Raw genomic sequence first — 17,704 nt, 5'->3', positions numbered from 1 at the left:
CGACCGGCCAGAGGGCGGTCACGCCGCTCCTGACGGATCCGGAGATCGAGTTGGCATGCCGGCGGCAGCCGCGAGACGATCATCGGGTGAAGACGGTGTGGGTGCTCGGCGATCAGCTCAACCGCCGGATCGGTGCGCTCGCCGACGCCGACCCCAGCACGCACCGGGTGCTGCTCGTCGAGTCGTTCGCCAAGCTCCGATCGAAGCGCTGGCACCGACAGCGTGCGCACTTCGTCATCGCCTCGATGCGACGATTCGCCGACGAACTCCGCAGCGCCGGTTTCGAGGTCGACCTCCGCCGGTCCGACTCGTTGCAGCAGGGCCTCGACGAGCACGTCGACCAGTTCGGCCCCGACGAGGTGATCGCCACCGAGCCGGCCAGTTGGGACGGACTCGGCCTGCTCCAACGCAACGACGTCACCATCGTGCGCTCCAACCAGTTCCTGTGCCACTACGACGAGTTCGCCGACTGGGCCGACGGCAAGCAGCGTTTCAAGATGGAGGACTTCTACCGTTGGCAGCGCCGCCGTCTCGGCTACCTGATGGACGGTGACGAACCGGTCGGCGGACGATGGAACTTCGACGACGAGAACCGCGAGCCACCACCCAGCGCACCGGACGATCCGTGGGCATCGCCGCAGACATCGGAGTTGGGAGACGCCGACCGCCAAGTGCTCGACGATCTCGACGAGCACGGCGTCGACACCTGGGGCCGCGACCCCGACGGCACCTGGGCCACCTCGCGGCGCGCGGCGCTCAGCCGCCTTCGCCACTTCGTCGACGAGGTGCTGCCCCAGTTCGGGCCGCATGAAGATGCCATGGTCGAACGGTCGTGGCACCTCGCCCACTCGGTGCTCTCGCCGTACATGAACATCGGTCTGCTGCTGCCCGGCGAGGTGTGCGACGCCGTCCAGGAGGCGTTCGATCGTGGCGACGTCCCGATCGCGTCCGCCGAGGGCTTCATCCGGCAGGTCATCGGCTGGCGCGAGTACGTGTGGGGGGTCTACTGGCTGTGGATGCCCGACTACCGGTCGCGCAACGCGCTCGGCGCCGACCGGCCGGTGCCACCGGCGTTCACCGGAGCGGCCACCACCGACATGAACTGCGTACGGCACTGCATCGACGGCGTCGAGCAGCGGGCGTACAACCACCACATCCAACGACTGATGGTCCTCGGCAATCTCTCGATGCTGCACGGCGTCGACCCCTGGGCGCTCACCGACTGGATGTGGTCGCACTTCATCGACGGCGCCGAGTGGGTGATGCTGCCCAATGTGATCGGCATGAGCCAGTGGGCCGACGGCGGGAGGATGGCGACCAAGCCGTACGCGGCGGGCGGCAACTACATCGACAAGATGAGCGACTACTGCGGCCCGTGTCGGTACGACCGCAAACAGCGAGTCGGCGACGATGCCTGTCCGTTCACGACGCTCTACTGGGACTTCCTGGCACGCCACCACGACCTCTTGGTGAAGAACCCGCGGATCGCCCGGCAGGTGCGAGCGTCGGAGCGCTTGTCCGACCTGCCGGCGGTTCGTGAACGAGCGGTCGAGGTGCGACGGTTGCTCGACGACGGCAAGCTCTGACGATGAACGCAGCCGACGACCAGCCACTGTTCCACGCAGCGATGCCCGACGACTGGGCTACCGCGTTCGAGACCGGCGAGTACACGATGTCGACTCGCGGCCAGACGCTGGCCGAGGTCGGCTTCATCCACCTGTCGACCCGCGAGCAGGTCGAAGGCACGGCGAACCGCTTCTACGCCGACGTCGACCAACTCGTGCTGCTCACGATCGACCCACTGAAAGTGCCGTCGGAGATCAAGTGGGAGGCTCCAGCGCCGGGCGTCGACACGCTCTTCCCGCACATCTACGGCCCGCTGCCGATCAGCGCCGTCATCACCACCAACTACTGGCTTCGTTCGATCGACGCCGACGGAGCCGGCTGGCGCCTCGACGACCTCGCCTGACCGTCGCCGACGCGTCGCACGCGCCTCGACGAGGCGTCACCAGAACATCGTGCCGGCGGCGCCCTTGAAGGGGCCGGTGACGTTGCCGGTGATCCAACCGCCGTAGAAGTTGCCGTCGTTCGGTTCGACCCGCTCGTCGTCGACCCAGCACTCGTCGAGCGCCTGTGCGTAGAACGCCCAGTGGCCACGGATGGCCGCGAACGCAGGCGTCGGGTCACGGTAGGTCCACGCCGATTCCTTCGCCGTGAAGCGTCCGGCGACCACGTCGGCGTAGGTCGCCACGCCCTTCCACTCGCACGCCGATTGCCGACCGACCGGCTCGAGGTGCGACATCGTCACGAACTCGGGGGCCACGTAGTAGGCCGGCGCCTGGCTCGTTTCGAGGACGCGCATCGCGTACGGCGCATCGACGATCATCGCGCCGCCGTGAGCGACGCGGATACGCCAGTCGACACGCTCGACCGATGGGGGCCGAGGAAAGTCCCAGACCGATTCGACCGGCTTGCCGTTGGGTGCCAGCGCGCCGCGGCCACCCGCTTGCTCCAACTCCTTCTCGCCCCGTCGCTCCACGTCAGAAACCGTAGATGTCACCGAGGCGGGTGTGGCTTCAGGCCCGGAAGTCAGTCACGCATTCCGTCGTACTCCGACGCCTCGGGCGGGCGGGTCTTGCCACCGACTCGTCGATCGGCTGCCTTCTCGCGAGCGCGCTGCTCCTCTTCGAGCGCCGCCTCCTCCTCGATCAGTTTCTCGAGCGCATCGAGGCGGACCGGGTCGAGGTCACCCGACGCGATGGCTGCCTGCACCGCGCAGCCGGGTTCTTGATCGTGCTTGCAGTCACGGAAGCGACAGCCATCCATCAGGTCGAACACATCGGCGAACGCTCGCTCGATGCCGTCGCCCGACAGCCACAGGCTGACCGCTCGGACGCCCGGCGTGTCGATCACCCACCCTTCACCGTCGAGCGCGACCAACTCGGCCGCGACCGTGGTGTGGCGACCGCGCTGGTCGCCGTCGCGCACCGCCGAGGTGGCGAGCAGTTCGCTGCCGACGAGCCCATTGACCAACGTCGACTTGCCGACACCGCTCGCGCCGAGAAACGCGAGGGTCCGGTTGCCGTCGGCGTAGCTCCGCACGGCGTCGATGCCCTCGCCCGAGATGCCGCTCGCCAGGAGCACCGGCACCCCCAACGCCACCTCGGCCAACGCCGCCCGAGCGGGTTCGGGATCGTCGACGAGGTCGGTCTTGGTGAGGATCACGACCGGCTCGGCACCGGAGTCGAACGCCAGCACCAACTCGCGTTCGAGCCGCCGTGGGCTCGGCGGCGAGCCGAGCGCGTGCACGAGGAAGACGACGTCGATGTTGGCGGCGAGCGTGTGCGACACGGCGCGCATGCCGTCGAACGAGGCCCGCCGCGTGAACGCCGAGGTGCGTTCGAGCACGTGCTCGACACGTTCGCCGTCGTCACTCGGGATGATCCAGTCGCCGACCGCGACATCGGCGCCGATGTTGCGGAGTCGCACCGGCTCGGCGGTTCCGAGCGCCTGTTCGAGCGAACGGGCCGCGGTGCTCCACCCGCGATCGAGACGGGTGACCCGTGCGGGCTCACCCGGCTCTCCGAGTTCGTGCCATGCCGAGGCGAACGCGTCCGACCAGCCCAGCCGATCGAGCGATGTCGGTGTTTCGGTCACGACGCGACCGTAGCGCTGCGGTCTGATCCGTACCCCACGACCACCGCCTCGTCGGTGGAGGTCTCGAGTCGGGCAACGACGCCATCGCCGAGCGCGACCGGTGCCGAACCCGGCAGCGACCAGATCTCATTGCCGTCGAGGTCGATTGCGGCCACCCGATTCCCGTCGCCGGAGGTGCGTCGTGTCAGTACGCCGTTGCCTGCGAATTCGAGGCTGTCGAGCACGCCGGGGGTCATGGTGAGCACCGTGACCGTCGCACCGGTTCGGCCGTCGACGAGCGCCTGCGTCGCCCCGCCGTTCTGCGACGCGAGGATCAGGGTTCCGCGTTCGGTCTGCACGGTCCGGGAAACGATGCCGTCGCGCTGCCACGCCGGGCGGATCTCGTCGCCGTCGAGTTCGGCGCCGGTCATCTGCCCCGACCCCGACACGATCATCGTCGGTCCGATCATCGGCGCGATGTTCGCGATCACCCCCGGCAGGCGAGCGACTCCTGGTTCGGCGCCGAATCGCTCGGCGAGGTCGAACGCACCGACGAACGATCCGTTGGGGTCGATCCCGACAAAGACCCCGCCTGGTCGCCCGTTCTGCCTGTTGGCGACGATCACGACCTTGCCGTCGACCACCGAGACGAGGTCGCCCGGGTCGGCCGCGGCCACGCTGGCGAGTCGCATCGGACCGAACTCCTCCGACAGGTCGTACACCGCGATCGCGTCGTCGACATCGACGTAGTAGGTGCCGAGGTGGTCGGTGCCGATGATCTCGCCGTCGAGTCGTCCGACCTCGACTCCGGTCTCGGGGTCGAACAGCAGCGTCGGGTTGGTCGCGACGGTCGGGCGACGCGCGAGGAACGGCGTGCCGCGCAGCAGTTCGAATCCCGACGACCCGCCGTGGGCCTCGAGTTGCTCGTTGCTTTCGATCATCGTCCAGCGCTCTACCCCGGTGTCGAGGTCGAAGCCGACGACCGGACGCGTGGCGAGCAACGATCCGACCAGCAGCGTCGAATCGGTCGCGCCGATGACATCGAACGATTCGTGGCCGAGGGACAGCTCGATCGTCCACTGCTCTTCCCCGTTCGAGGCATCGAGCAGCGAGAGCGTGCTGCGCTCGGTGCCGAGCGCAGCACCAGCGATGACCGCCACGTATCGAGAATCGATCACCTCGACCTGGGCAGCCGTTCCCGCCGGCCGATCGGCGTCGCCGTCGACCGTGTCGATCCGATATCGCCACAGTTCGTCGACCCGTTCGGGAAGACGGCGCGGCTCGGCACCGGCGAACGGTTCTCCTGTCGGCGCCACCACATCGAGCGGCGACGGCAGCGCAGCCGCGACCACAGGGTCGAGTTCGTCCGGTTCATCGACCGGTGGTGCCAACGGTGACGGATCGGTCGTCGGGCTCACCGCTGTCGGCGACGGCGCCGCGACCTCGGCATCGTCGCCGCTGCGAATCCACACGGCGACCGCTGCCACGGCGATCACCGTCAACAACGCGCCGCCCATCGCAACTCGCCGCCTCCTGCCGGTGCGCTGCTGCGCCGACGAGGCAGGTGACGCCGATCTCCCTGCTGACTCCGGCCGCCCTGCCGACTCCGACGGAGACGGTTCGATCTCGACCGGCCCCGGCGACGTGGGAGCGGGACCGTCGTAGCCACGCTTCCAGATCGCGTCGGGGTCGGAGGGCACGATTCGCGACCCTAGGCGGACGCTGTGTCGACCGTCTCGCGGGCCTATGACATGTGGAAACGTGCGCGATCCGGCACACTCTGCTCAGGACCAACACATCTCGAGGCCCGCCGGTGACACCCCGTCGGGCGCCCCAGAGCACCTGCACACGAACTTCAGACCACCCTCCCACCACCCGCACACCATCTTCGGACCACCCAGCGAAAGACACAGATGTCAAAGCCACTCGTCGTCGTCGAGTCGCCTGCCAAGGCGAAAACCCTCTCGAAGTTTCTCGGCAGTGACTACGACGTGCGCGCCTCGGTGGGGCACGTGGCCGACCTGCCGTCGAAGGGTCTGAACATCGACACCGAGAACGGCTTCAAGCCCACCTACGAGCTCACCGAACGCGGCAAGACCGTCGTCAAAGAACTCAAAGCGGCGCTCAAAGACGCTTCGGAGCTCTATCTCGCAACCGATGAAGACCGCGAGGGGGAGGCCATCTCGTGGCACCTGCTCGAGTACCTGAAGCCGAAGGTCCCGGTGAAGCGGATGGTGTTCCACGAGATCACCAAAGCCGCGATCGACCACGCCGTCGACAACCCGCGCGGCATCGACTACGGCATGGTCGACGCCGCCGAGACCCGCCGCATCCTCGACCGCCTGTACGGGTACGAGGTGTCGCCGGTGCTGTGGCGTCGCGTCAACCGCGGCCTCTCGGCCGGCCGCGTGCAGAGCCCGACCGTCCGACTCATCGTCGAACGCGAGCGCGAGCGCATCGCCTACATCACCGCCGACTACTGGGACATCGACGTCGTCACCGCGACCGACCCCGAGTTCGACGCGAAGCTCCACGCCGTCGCCGGAGCGCGAGTCGCGGGCGGCAAAGACTTCGACAATCGCGGCAACGTCAGCGACAAGGTCACCGCGCTCGACGAAGCTCGTGCGACCGGCCTGGCCGAGAGCCTCGCCGAGTCCGACTTCACCGTGAAGTCGGTCGAAGACAAGCCGTACAAGTCGTCGCCGAAGGCCCCGTTCATGACCTCGACGCTGCAACAGGAAGGCGGCCGCAAACTGCGTCTGTCGTCGTCGCAGGTGATGCGTGTCGCTCAGGGCCTGTACGAGCGTGGGTTCATCACCTACATGCGTACCGACGACGTCATCCTCTCCGACGAAGCCATGGCGGCGACGCGTGACGCGGTCACCAAGGAGTACGGATCGAAGTACCTCAACGCCGCGCCGAAGCAGTACAAGAAGAAGTCGAAGGGCCAAGACGCTCACGAAGCGATCCGCCCGACCACGCCGTACCGCTCGCCCGACGCCGTGTCGGCCGAGCTCAACAGCCAGGAACTCTCGCTCTACCGCCTCATCTGGCAGCGCACCCTCGCGTCGCAGATGGCCGACGCCACCGGCGTCACGGTCAGCGTCCGGCTCACCGCCCCCGCCACCGACCGCACCACCGGCGAGATCGTCGAGTGCGAGTTCTCGGCATCGGGCACCACGATCACGTTCCCCGGCTACCGCGCCGTGTACGTGGCGTCGAAGGAAGAGCGCGGCGACGACGCAGCCGACAAGGAAGCGCTGCTTCCCGAACTCAAGGTCGGCGACATCGTCCCCGTCGCCTCGGTCACACCCAACGGCCACACGACCACACCGCCCGCCCGGTTCACCGAAGCCTCGCTGGTGAAGCGGCTCGAAGAACTCGAGATCGGCCGCCCGTCCACCTGGGCCTCGATCATCCAGACGGTGCAAGACCGTGGCTACGTGTGGAAGAAGGGCCAAGCGCTCGTTCCGACCTGGACCGCGTTCGCCGTCATCCGCCTGCTCGAGGAGCACTTCGACGCGCTCGTCGACTACGACTTCACCGCGTCGACCGAGAACGACCTCGACGCCATCTCGCGAGGCGAGCGGCAGAAAGATCAGTGGCTCACGCGGTTCTACTTCGGCCAGACCGACGACCACGATGTTCCGGCGATCACGGCCGAAGCGGGTTCGGCCGACGACGCGCTGCTCGGCCTCAAGCGCCTGGTCGAAGAGAACCTCGACCACATCGACGCCGCCGAGATCAACACGTTCCCGCTCGGCAACGACGAGAACGGCGAACTCATCGTCGTCAAGCCGGGCCGCTACGGCCCCTATGTCAAGCGCGGCGAAGACACCGCCGGCCTGCCCGACAACCTCCCGCCCGACGAGCTCACGGTCGCCAAGGCCATCGAACTGTTGGCCGCACCCAAGGGCGACGAGCCGATCGGCGAACTCGACGGCCTGCCCGTCTACGCGAAGAACGGCCGCTACGGCCCGTACGTCCAGTGGGGCGACCACGACAACCCGCCTCCCGGGCTCGAGAAGCCGAAGATGTCGAGTCTCTTCAGCAACATGACGCTCGAAGAGATCACGCTCGAGCAGGCCGAGAAGCTCATCTCGCTGCCGCGCCACCTCGGCGACGACCCGGAGGACGGCACACCCATCTACGCGAACAACGGCCGCTACGGACCGTACGTGCAGAAGGAAAAGGACTACCGCAACATCGACTCCGAAGACCAGATCTTCGAGATCACGCTCGAACAGGCGCTCAAGATCTACAGCGAGCCCAAGGTGTACAAGCGGGGCAACCGCAACATGGCCGCGAAGGGCCCGCTGAAGGAGTTCGGCACCGACCCGGTCAGCGAGAAGAACGTCACCGCCAAGGACGGACGATTCGGCGTGTACGTCACCGACGGCGAGACCAACGCGTCGCTCGGCAAGGGCGACCGTCTCGAGGAGATCACTCCCGAGCGTGCCTTCGAACTGCTCGCGATCCGGCGTGAGGCGATCATCGCCAAGGGCGGCACCCCGGGCAAGAAGGCCAAGGCCACGAAGAAGAAGGCAGCTGCCAAGAAGAAGGCTGCGGCCAAGAAGTCCGCCGCCAAGAAGAAGGCTGCGAAGAAGAAGGCCCCGGCGAAGAAGAAGGCGGCAGCGAAGAAGTCCGCCGCCAAGAAATCGACTGCCGGAGGCGACGACGGGGTCGTTGTCGTCGACCTCAACGACTGATCGCTCCGGTGCGTCGCAGCGCGCACCCTTGGGCCGTAGCGACTTGTCTCTAGACTCGCCCACGATGACCGGACCTCGATACATCGCCTTCGAGGGCGCGGAAGGGTGTGGCAAGTCGACGCAGGCTGCGCGATATGCGTCGGCGATCGATGCCGTGCTCACGCGAGAGACCGGCGGGACCGACATCGGTGCACGGCTCCGCGAGATCCTGCACGACACGTCGATCCACGACATGGCGCCTCGCGCCGAGGCGCTGATCGCCGCTGCCGACCGGGCACAGCACCTCGACCAGGTCGTGCGGCCCGCGCTCGACGCCGGGCGCACCGTGGTCAGCGACCGTTCGGTCTACTCGACGCTGGCCTACCAGGGCTACGGGCGACGCCTCGACGTCGACCAACTCCGGCAGATCAACGACTGGGCGACCGGTGGGCTGTGGCCCGACCTGGTGGTGTTCATCGACACGCCCGACGACGTGATCGCCGAACGCATGTCGACTCGCAACCTCGACCGATTCGAAGCCGCCGGCGACGACTTCCACGATCGCGTCATCGACGGGTTCCGCACGATGGCGGCCGCCGACCCCGACCGCTGGATCAGCGTCCAAGCGGTCGGCTCGATCGCACAGGTCGCCCAATCGATCTACGACTCCATCGCCGAGTGGAGCGAACGATGAACGACGTCGACGCCGGCGACATGCTCGACCCCGACGCCGGGATCGACGTGTCGACGCCGAGCAGCCAGCCCGGCACGATCTGGAACGACGTCGTCGGCCAGAGCCACGCCATCGGGCAGCTCCGGGCCGCACTCGACCGCGGCGCCGCGCACGCCTACCTCTTCGTCGGCCCGGCCGGCTGCACCAAGTTCGAAGCCGCTCGGGCGTTCGCTGGGCGCATCATCTCGGGCAGCGAAGACCGCGACCAGCGCGATGCCCGCCTCGCGCTCGAAGGCGTGCACCCCGACATCACGGAAGTGCAGCGAAGCGGCGCGTCGATCTCGTTCGACCAGGCTCGCGAGATCGTCCGCGTCGCGGCGATGGCCCCGTCCGAGAGCAGCCGCAAGGTCTTGATCCTCGACGAGTTCCACCTGCTCAATCCGACGGGTGCCGGGCTCATGCTCAAGACGATCGAGGAGCCGCCCGACTCCACGACGTTCATCATCCTCTGCGAGTTCGTCCCGCACGACCTGATCACGATCTCGTCGCGCTGCACCCGGGTCGACTTCCGGGCGATCAGCGCCGACGTCATCGCCGCCCGCCTGCTCACCGAAGGCATCGGCCCCGTCGAGGCCCAGGCCGCATCGAAGGCCTCGCTCGGCGACCTCGACCGAGCACGGCTCCTGGCGACCGACCCCACCCTCGCCGAGCGCCGCAAACTGTTCCTGAGCATCGCCGGGCAACTCGACGGCAGCGGCACGGTGGCGATGCGACTCGCCGGCGAACTCCTCGCCGCGATCGACGCCTCGGCCGACGCGATCAAGGCGCGCCACGAGAACGAAATCGCCGAACTCGACGCTCGCATCAAGGAGTTCGGCGAGCGCGGCAGCGGCAAGAAGCAACTCGAAGACCGCCACAAGCGCGAAGTGCGGCGAGCGCGCACCGACGAACTCCGCGCCGGCCTCACCACCATGGCCCAGACCTACCGAGACAGCCTCACGCAGGGCACCGCCCGCAACATCGATGCCGCGGCGGGAGCCGTTCACGCGATCCACGACGCGCTCGAATCACTCGAACGCAACCCGAACGAGAAGCTGCTCCTCGAGAACCTGCTCTGGTCGCTCCCGTCCGCGGTCTGACCGACCGTGGGGGTGCCTGCTTCCCCACGAACACACCCACTCACACGATCGCCGGGCGAGCGCCGATCCTCTTCGATGGAGACCATGAGTCTCCGATCGCCCCGCACCACCTGCCCGCACCGCACCACGCTCCGTCGGCGAGCGACGTCGGTGTACCTCGCTCTCGCCACGGCACTCGCCGGCATCGTCGTGGCGGTGCAGCCCGCAGCCGACGTCGCCGAGGCGGCCGCCGACGACTTCACCGCCATCACGCCGGCTCGCATGCTCGACACCCGAGACGGCACCGGCGGACGGATGGGAGCGCTGCGCGACGACGAGACCATCACCCTCGACCTCGCCGGCGAGGGTGACATCCCGAACAACGCGACAGCGGTCGTGATCAACATCACGTCGACCAAGGCCACCCTTCCGGGCTACGTCACCGCATGGCCGACCGGCGAACCCCGGCCGCTCACCGCCAGCCTCAACCTCGACCCCGGCCAGGACACGCCGAACCTCGTCATCATCGGACTCGGCAACGGGTCGATCAACCTGTACAACAGCGCCGGGTCCACCCACCTCGTCGGCGACGTGACCGGCTACTTCACCGGCTCGAGCGAACTCACCCCGACTGCTCCCGCTCGCCTCCTCGACACCAGAGACGGCACGGGCGGCACCGACGGCCCGGTGAACGGCGACTCGACCATCACCCTGCAGGTGACCGGGACCGCCGGCGTCCCGACCACCGCCTCGGCCGTCGTCGTCAACGTGACGTCGATCCAGGCGACCGCACCGGCGTACGTGACCGTGTTCCCGACCGGGTCGGAACGTCCCCTCGCCGCCACGCTCAACACCGAACCCGGCCAGAACACCCCCAACCTGGCGATCGCCCGACTCGGCACCGACGGTCAGATCGACATGTACGTCAGCGCCGGACAGACGCACCTCACCGCCGACGTGATGGGCTACTTCGAGAACTCCAGCGAGTTCGTCCCTGCCAGCCCACACCGCGTGCTCGACACGAGGGAGGGGCTCGGCGCCGACCCCGAACCGCTCGGTGCCGACGCCAAGATCGACGTGCAGATCGCCGGCGTCGGACCGATCCCCGCCAACGCGTCGTCGGTCGTCGTCAACATCACCTCGATCGCCTCGACCGAACCGTCGTACCTCTCCGCCTGGCCGACCGGCACGACACGACCCCTCGCTGCGTCGCTCAACACCGAACCGGGCCAGAACACCCCGAACCTCGCCGTGCTCAAGCTCGGCGACGACGGCAAGCTCACCATCTACAACCGCCGGGGGACCACGCACCTGACCGCCGATGTCGCCGGCTGGTATCTCTCCGAGCCGCCTGCCCCTCGAATCATGGACCTGACCGACCGGAATCGGGTCACCCTCAGCGGAACCGGCCACGTCGAAGACAACGGCCTCACGAGCGGAGGCTCGTACACGTGGAACACCGACACGCGCCGACTCCAAGTCGACGCCGGCGCCTCGGCGTTCGCGACCGCCCAGGACTTCCGGGCCTGGGCGAAACTCCGCGCCGACTTCTACCCGTACACCGCCAACGGCGACTTCTCGATCGACCTCGACTGGTGGGGCACGATGACATCGTTCGTGGGCGCCTCCGCCTCGGCAGAGATGTACCTCGCCGTCCGCCTCATCCCGCTCAGCGGATCGTCGGCCAACACGACCATCTGGGAGCACGTGTTCGCCGACGACGGCATCGGCTCGGGCCTCAAGGCGTTGGAAGTCCTGAAGATCGCCGGCGACGACCAACGAACCTTCACCCTCCCCACCCTCGACACCGACACCTACTACCGGATGGAGGTCGAACTCCGATGCCGTGTCCGCGTCGTGTTCAGCGTCGGCGCCACGGCATGCGACGCACGAGGCGGCGACCGCGACGCACGCGTCGACAGCTGGTCGATCTCGTTCACCGAGTGACGCGCGCCGCCCGGTGACCGCAGCGGCAGGATCAGCGGCGACGTCGGAGGCACCCGGATCGCGGTCTAACCTTGACCGCATGACCGATCTCGTCGCTGCGGAACCTGCGGTACTCCCGAAGGCCAACGACGCGTGCTGGTGCGGGAGCGGCCGCAAGTACAAGCGCTGCCACCGCAAGCTCGAAGGCCGCGTGCTGCAGGGTGTCGTCTCACCCATGCGCTCCGTACCCGACCACATCGCACGGCCGCCGTACGCCGACACCGGCGAGTACGAGCCCTGGCAGGAAGACCGCGTCAAGAGCCCCGAGATCATCGAGGCGATGCGCCACTCCGGCAAGATCGCCTCCACGGTGCTCGCCGAAGCCGGCGCCATGGTCGCCCCCGGTGTCACCACCGAAGAGATCGACATCTTCGTCCACGAACGCTTCATCGAACTCGGCGCCTACCCGTCGACGATCAACTACCACGGCTACCCAAAGGCCTGCTGCACGTCGATCAACGAAGTCATCTGCCACGGCATCCCCGACTCGCGCCCACTGCAAGACGGCGACATCTGCAACATCGACGTGACCGGATGGATCGGCGGCGTCCACGGCGACACCAACGCCACGTTCTACGTCGGCGACGTCGACCCCGAGAGCAAGCAACTGGTCGAGGTGACCGAAGGCGCCATGTGGAAGGGCATCGAGGCTGCCCGCGCCGGACGCCCGCTCTCCGACATCGGTCGCGCGATCGAAGACCACGTGAAGCCCTACCGCTACGGCGTCGTCAAAGCCTTCGTCGGCCACGGCATCGGCGAACAGTTCCACACCGACATCCAGGTGCTGCACTACTACGACAGCCGATCCAGCGTCATCATGCGTCCCGGCATGACCTTCACGATCGAACCGATGATCACCCTCGGCACGATCAACTTCAAGATCTGGGACGACGACTGGACCGCCGTCACCTCCGACGGCCGCCGCACGGCACAGTTCGAGCACACTCTCCTCGTCACCGACGACGAACCCGAGGTGCTCACCGGTGGCGAAGGCGCCGTCAGCCCCGTCGCCCCCTGGAAACGCTGAGAACGGCTACTCGGCGACGAGTTCTTTGATGTAGGCGACGATGTCGAGCGCCTGCTCTTCACTCAGCCCGTTCTCGGGCATGTTGACCGCATAACCCGGCACCTCCTCGGCAGCCGGGTCGAGGATGGCCCGCAGCAGATACGCGTCGTCGGCGGTCACCGTGGTGCCGTCGTCGAGTTCGACCTCCGAACCGGCGAGACCGATCCACGTGGGGCCGACCCCGCCACGGCCATCGGACCCGTGGCACGACGCACAGCCGTTGCTCGCCGCGATCTCCTTGCCCTTGGCAGCCTGCTCCGACAGGCCACTGTCGCCGTCACCACCGCACGCTGCGGCTCCCACAGCGATTGCCACCGTGAGGAGCGTCGAGAGCGAATACCGGGCAACACGCTGACTCATCATCACCCTCAGTCTCGCAGCGACCGATCAGCTCACAACGGCAACGGACCGACGTCTCACCTCGACCGTTCGTCGATCCGCTGCACGATCGGCAGCCACCAGGCGTCGAGTTCGGCCGCCTCCTCGGCGCCGACGCCGTACGCCTCGCCGATCAGACGCCCGCACGCCACGACATCGCCGGCGCGAAGTGCTGCGACGGCGGCGTCGAGACCACCCGATGGCCACGGCAGCGCCGCGAGCATCACCGGCCCCACGCGAATCGTGTTGGCCGACAGACCCGAACCGCCACGCTCGTGCCACGCCCACGCCGACGCCGCCGGCGACGTCAACACCGCGGCGATCTGCCACGCCGTCTCGGCATCGGCGTGCTCCGGATACACCGACACGACCGGCACCCCCGGCAACCACGCACCCTCGGCATCGCACACCGCCTCGATGATCGGCGTCTGATTCGCCACCAACACCTTCGGCACCAACCGACGGCTCGCCCACCGCTGCATCCTCTCGTCGAGCGCGCTCACGTCGATCCGCGGCGCGTCGAAGCGCTGCTTCGCGAAACGAACCGGCCGCTCGCCCCACAGCGAGCGACCCGGGTCGATCAGGCCGCTCGTGACGAGCGGCGGTCCCGACTCGTGATCACCGACCGCCGGGATCATGCCGTAGTACTCGTCACGGAAGTTGGCGTTCAGCCAGGCGCGATCACCCAGCGTCTCGACCGACACCGACATCGCATCAGGCACCGGGGGCACACCGGCACGCGCCGTCACCACGTGCGACCACGACGAGCCGGCCCGCTCGTCCGGACGACCGAACTCGAACGCCAACGCGCACGTCAACACCTGCGCTTCGAAATCGCGCTCCCCCGTCCACGACGACCAGAACATCGACGCACGCGCATCGACCCGCTCACGCACCGGCTTCGCATCACGAGCCGACAGGATCGACTGCGGGAGCACATACGCCAACCGCCCACCATCCGGGCGAACGATCGCCGCACCGAGCGCGACGAACTCCACCGCAGCGTCGGCATACGGTCCACCGCCGTGACGACTCGCCTGACCGCGCGTCGTCGACGACGCCATCTGCGACAGGTAGGGCGGATTGCCGATCACCAAGTCGAACGGCCCGAGACCAGCCGGGCCACGATCACCCAACGCGTCGGCGTGCACCAAGCGCGCATCGCCCCCGAGCACACGCCGCGCCTCCTCGATCGCACCCTCGTCGCTGTCGACACCGACGAGCTCCGACCGGCCACCCAACGCCTCGACGCGAGCAGCCGCAGCCGCCAAGAACCGACCGTCGCCACACGCTGGATCGACCACACGAACCGAACGCTCCGCGCATCCGTCGACGAATGCTCGATCGACCACCGCATCGACCACGAGCTCGACGAGCGCATCCGGGGTGTACCACGCACCACGACGCTTCTGCTCGCTGATCGCCACGATCGGACCCTACGTGGCGGCTCCCCGCAGCGGAACCCGGACCGGACACATGTCTCACCGACGCCCGCGAATCGGGCCGAGCCAGCCCTGCCGTCTAGCGTCGCCACCGTGAACGGCGCTGCCAAGGGTGAGACCTCGCGCTACCTCATCTTCGATCGTGACGACTGGGCGGTCCTGCGCGCAGCGACACCGATGACGCTGCGCGAACCCGAACTCCAACGGCTCCGCGGCATCAACGTGCAGATCGACATGGACGAGGTCGCTGCCATCTATCTGCCACTCAGCCGACTGCTGAACCTGTACGTCAGCGCCACCCAAGACCTCCACAAGGTGACCGCCACCTTCCTCGGTGCCATGGCTCCCAAGGTGCCGTACGTGATCGGCATCGCCGGATCGGTCGCCGTCGGCAAGAGCACCTTCGCCCGCATCCTCCAAGCGCTGCTCGCCAACTGGCCCGACCACCCCAAGGTCGACCTCATCACGACCGACGGGTTCCTCCACCCCAACTCGGTGCTCGAAGAACGCGGCCTCATGCACCGCAAGGGCTTCCCCGAGTCGTACGACACTCGTGAGCTCATCCGCGTGCTCCGCGAGATCAAGAGCGGCAGCGCACGCGTCGAAGCACCCGTCTACAGCCACATCGTCTACGACATCGTCGAGGGCGAATCCGTCGTCATCGAACAACCCGACATCGTCATCCTCGAAGGCCTCAACGTCCTCCAGACCGGCCCCTCCACCGGCACCGACGGCGCCAACGAATTCGTCAGCGACTTCTTCGACTTCTCGATCTACATCGACGCCGACGAGACCGACATCGAAGACTGGTACATCCAGCGCTTCCTCTCGCTCCGCGAATCGGTGTTCCAAGACCCCAACAGCTTCTTCCGCTTCTACGCCGACCTCTCCGACGACGAAGCCGTCGAGACCGCACGCGGCATCTGGAACAGCATCAACGGCAAGAACCTCGTCGAGAACATCGCCCCCACCCGCGACCGCGCCTCACTCGTCGTCCGCAAGAACGCCGACCACCGCATCGACCGAGTCCAACTCCGCCGGCTGTGATGCTCGTCGGTGCCCGCCAGGGCATCCGACAACACGCCACTGCTGCGAGCACCGACACCAGCCTTGCTCGCTGGCGCTCACTGCGCCGGTCCGTGATGCTCGTCGGCGCCCGCCAGCGCATCCGACCGTGATGCTCGTCGGCGCCCGCCAGGGCATCCGACAACACGCCACTGCTGCGAGCACCGACACCAGCCTTGCTCGCTGGCGCTCACTGCGCCGGTCCGTGATGCTCGTCGGCGCCTGCCAGCGCATCCGACCGTGATGCTCGTCGGCGCCTGCCAGCGCATCCGACATCACGCCACTGCAGCGAGCACCGACACCAGCCTTGCTCGCTGGCGCTCACTGCGCCGGTCGCAACACTCGTCAGCCGCAACACCCCCGAGCGTCACCCCCGGCGAGCGGAACCGAGTCGATCATCTCGCCGGCTACGCCGTGGCCGTGAGGTGAGCGGACGCTTTGCGGCGGCTCTCCTCGACCTGAGCGAACGGGGTCGAATGGGTGTTCTCGGTCTCGATGGCCTTGAGTGTCGGGAGCACCTCTTCGGAGAAGAGGGTCATGCTGTCCTTCGCCCACTCGACGGGCATCATGCCGTAGCTCATCTGGCAGATCAGCTCACCGAATCCCGTGGCCTCCTGGGCGCTCTGCAGTGTCTCGAGCACCTCCTCGGGCGTCCCGAACGCACCGACGTTGAGCGAAGCGGAGCGGATGGCTTCGACGGTCGCTTCGAGCTCCGCGCCTTCCTTGCCTTCGAGCAGCGCTCGTATCGACGGCTGGTTGAACAGGCCGTAGTGCCAGATGCTGGTGTCGTAGGTCATCTTGACCCACTCGCGAGCCTGCTCGACCTTCTCCTTGTCACGCGAGACGAAGATCGGCCCGGCAACGGTGCCGACCACCTCGTCCCAACCGTGCGACCGGCGGACCGCGTTGAACTCGTCGGTGGACGTCTTCACGCCGTTCCAGTTGCTGAAGTTGTTGAAAAGTGGAGCACAACCGGATTGGGCGGCCAGGTCGCGCGTCTCGGGGCTGCTCCACGCCATCAGCATGTTGCGGGTGAGGTCGGCGGTGTAGGGCTGCGGACGGATCGATGTCTCGGGGATCTGGTAGTGCTGTCCGTCGTAGGAGAAGAACTCGCGACTGAGCGCCAGACGGAGGATTTCGAGGATCTCGAGCATGCGTTCGCGGGACTCCGCGTAGTCGGTACGGAACGCGGCGAACTCCTGTGGTGCCGCACCGCGGCCCACGCCGATCGACAACTCGCGTCCGGCGAGCATGTTGTCGAGCATCGAGATCTCACCGGCGAGGCGGATGGGGTCGTTCCAGGGCAGCACCATCACCATCGAGCCGAAGCCGATCCGACTGGTGCGCCCGGCCATGTAGGAGAAGATCTGGGCTGGCGTGACCGTCATCCCGTACGGACTGCAGTGGTGCTCGATCGTCCAGAGCTTGTCGAAGCCGAGCGGTTCGACGAGGTCGCACAGGGCGAACTCGTCCTGGAGGCAGTCGAAGTCGGAGCGTGGCATCGGCTGGTCTTTCACGCCGGCCATCGCTCGCTCCTGCATGTCGGCCATGTTCTGGAACCAGATCGTCACTCCGACCTTCATCGTGCTGTCTCCTCTGTCGTGTGATGCGTCGCGTGGTGCATCCAGTCGTGCGCCGACGGGTTCGTCGGC

At 67.5% G+C, this 17,704-nt stretch carries 14 protein-coding genes; 8 read left to right on the top strand and 6 right to left on the bottom strand.

The window, feature by feature from the left end; all coding sequences use genetic code 11:
* Nucleotides 1–86: 86 nt before the first annotated feature.
* Together YM304_RS01790 and YM304_RS01785 are read left to right on the top strand one after the other, a co-directional pair.
* Nucleotides 87–1,586: a cryptochrome/photolyase family protein gene (locus YM304_RS01790; protein WP_015439915.1), complete on the top strand. Its 1,500-nt coding sequence runs from the start codon at nt 87–89 to the stop codon at nt 1,584–1,586.
* Nucleotides 1,587–1,588: 2 nt separating this feature from the next.
* Nucleotides 1,589–1,969 carry a DUF952 domain-containing protein gene (locus tag YM304_RS01785; protein ID WP_015439914.1) on the top strand — a complete coding sequence of 127 codons (381 nt, stop codon included), beginning with the start codon at nt 1,589–1,591 and terminating at the stop codon, nt 1,967–1,969.
* 36 nt (nt 1,970–2,005) lie between these two features.
* On the opposite strand, the gene YM304_RS01780 is transcribed toward YM304_RS01785, so the two are convergent.
* The 3 genes from YM304_RS01780 to YM304_RS25005 are packed head-to-tail and all read right to left on the bottom strand — an operon-like array spanning nt 2,006 to nt 5,336.
* A complete protein-coding gene (locus YM304_RS01780) occupies nt 2,006–2,539 on the bottom strand; it encodes a DUF427 domain-containing protein (RefSeq protein ID WP_197536916.1) in 534 nt (177 codons plus the stop codon).
* Between the two features lie 50 nt (nt 2,540–2,589).
* The gene (gene rsgA / locus YM304_RS01775) at nt 2,590–3,657 is read right to left on the bottom strand and encodes a ribosome small subunit-dependent GTPase A (RefSeq protein WP_015439912.1); all 1,068 of its coding nucleotides are present in this window, start codon (nt 3,655–3,657) and stop codon (nt 2,590–2,592) included.
* Nucleotides 3,654–5,336 (bottom strand): PQQ-binding-like beta-propeller repeat protein, encoded by a 1,683-nt coding sequence (locus tag YM304_RS25005; protein WP_015439911.1) that lies wholly within the window; start codon nt 5,334–5,336, stop codon nt 3,654–3,656. Before YM304_RS25005 ends, rsgA begins: the two co-directional genes overlap by 4 nt.
* A gap of 213 nt (nt 5,337–5,549) precedes the next feature.
* On the opposite strand from YM304_RS25005, the gene topA reads away from it, so the two are divergent.
* From topA to map, 5 genes are all read left to right on the top strand, one after another.
* Nucleotides 5,550–8,345, top strand: a complete 2,796-nt coding sequence (topA, locus tag YM304_RS01765; RefSeq protein ID WP_015439910.1) for a type I DNA topoisomerase — start codon at nt 5,550–5,552, stop codon at nt 8,343–8,345.
* A gap of 64 nt (nt 8,346–8,409) precedes the next feature.
* Nucleotides 8,410–9,018: a dTMP kinase gene (gene tmk, locus YM304_RS01760; protein ID WP_015439909.1), complete on the top strand. Its 609-nt coding sequence runs from the start codon at nt 8,410–8,412 to the stop codon at nt 9,016–9,018.
* Nucleotides 9,015–10,136: a DNA polymerase III, delta' subunit gene (locus YM304_RS01755; RefSeq protein ID WP_015439908.1), complete on the top strand. Its 1,122-nt coding sequence runs from the start codon at nt 9,015–9,017 to the stop codon at nt 10,134–10,136. The genes tmk and YM304_RS01755 overlap by 4 nt, the downstream gene beginning before the upstream one ends.
* A gap of 84 nt (nt 10,137–10,220) precedes the next feature.
* Nucleotides 10,221–12,062 carry a hypothetical protein gene (locus YM304_RS01750; RefSeq protein WP_154723267.1) on the top strand — a complete coding sequence of 614 codons (1,842 nt, stop codon included), beginning with the start codon at nt 10,221–10,223 and terminating at the stop codon, nt 12,060–12,062.
* A 79-nt stretch (nt 12,063–12,141) separates the two neighbouring features.
* Nucleotides 12,142–13,128: a type I methionyl aminopeptidase gene (map, locus tag YM304_RS01745; RefSeq protein WP_015439906.1), complete on the top strand. Its 987-nt coding sequence runs from the start codon at nt 12,142–12,144 to the stop codon at nt 13,126–13,128.
* Nucleotides 13,129–13,134: 6 nt separating this feature from the next.
* Here map and YM304_RS01740 read toward each other — a convergent pair whose 3' ends face one another.
* Together YM304_RS01740 and YM304_RS01735 are read right to left on the bottom strand one after the other, a co-directional pair.
* Nucleotides 13,135–13,482 carry a c-type cytochrome gene (locus YM304_RS01740; protein WP_162142015.1) on the bottom strand — a complete coding sequence of 116 codons (348 nt, stop codon included), beginning with the start codon at nt 13,480–13,482 and terminating at the stop codon, nt 13,135–13,137.
* Nucleotides 13,483–13,583: 101 nt separating this feature from the next.
* On the bottom strand, nt 13,584–14,972 hold the full coding sequence (locus tag YM304_RS01735) for an N-6 DNA methylase (protein ID WP_015439904.1): 1,389 nt from the start codon (nt 14,970–14,972) through the stop codon (nt 13,584–13,586).
* 108 nt (nt 14,973–15,080) lie between these two features.
* Between YM304_RS01735 and coaA the strand changes: the two genes are divergently transcribed.
* Nucleotides 15,081–16,034: a type I pantothenate kinase gene (gene coaA, locus YM304_RS01730; protein WP_015439903.1), complete on the top strand. Its 954-nt coding sequence runs from the start codon at nt 15,081–15,083 to the stop codon at nt 16,032–16,034.
* Between the two features lie 425 nt (nt 16,035–16,459).
* Here coaA and YM304_RS01725 read toward each other — a convergent pair whose 3' ends face one another.
* Nucleotides 16,460–17,635 carry an LLM class flavin-dependent oxidoreductase gene (locus YM304_RS01725; protein ID WP_015439902.1) on the bottom strand — a complete coding sequence of 392 codons (1,176 nt, stop codon included), beginning with the start codon at nt 17,633–17,635 and terminating at the stop codon, nt 16,460–16,462.
* Between the last annotated feature and the right edge of the window lie 69 nt (nt 17,636–17,704).

This window comes from Ilumatobacter coccineus YM16-304 (assembly GCF_000348785.1).
GTDB lineage: Bacteria > Actinomycetota > Acidimicrobiia > Acidimicrobiales > Ilumatobacteraceae > Ilumatobacter_A > Ilumatobacter_A coccineus.
This window is presented reverse-complemented; position numbering and strand designations above follow the sequence as displayed.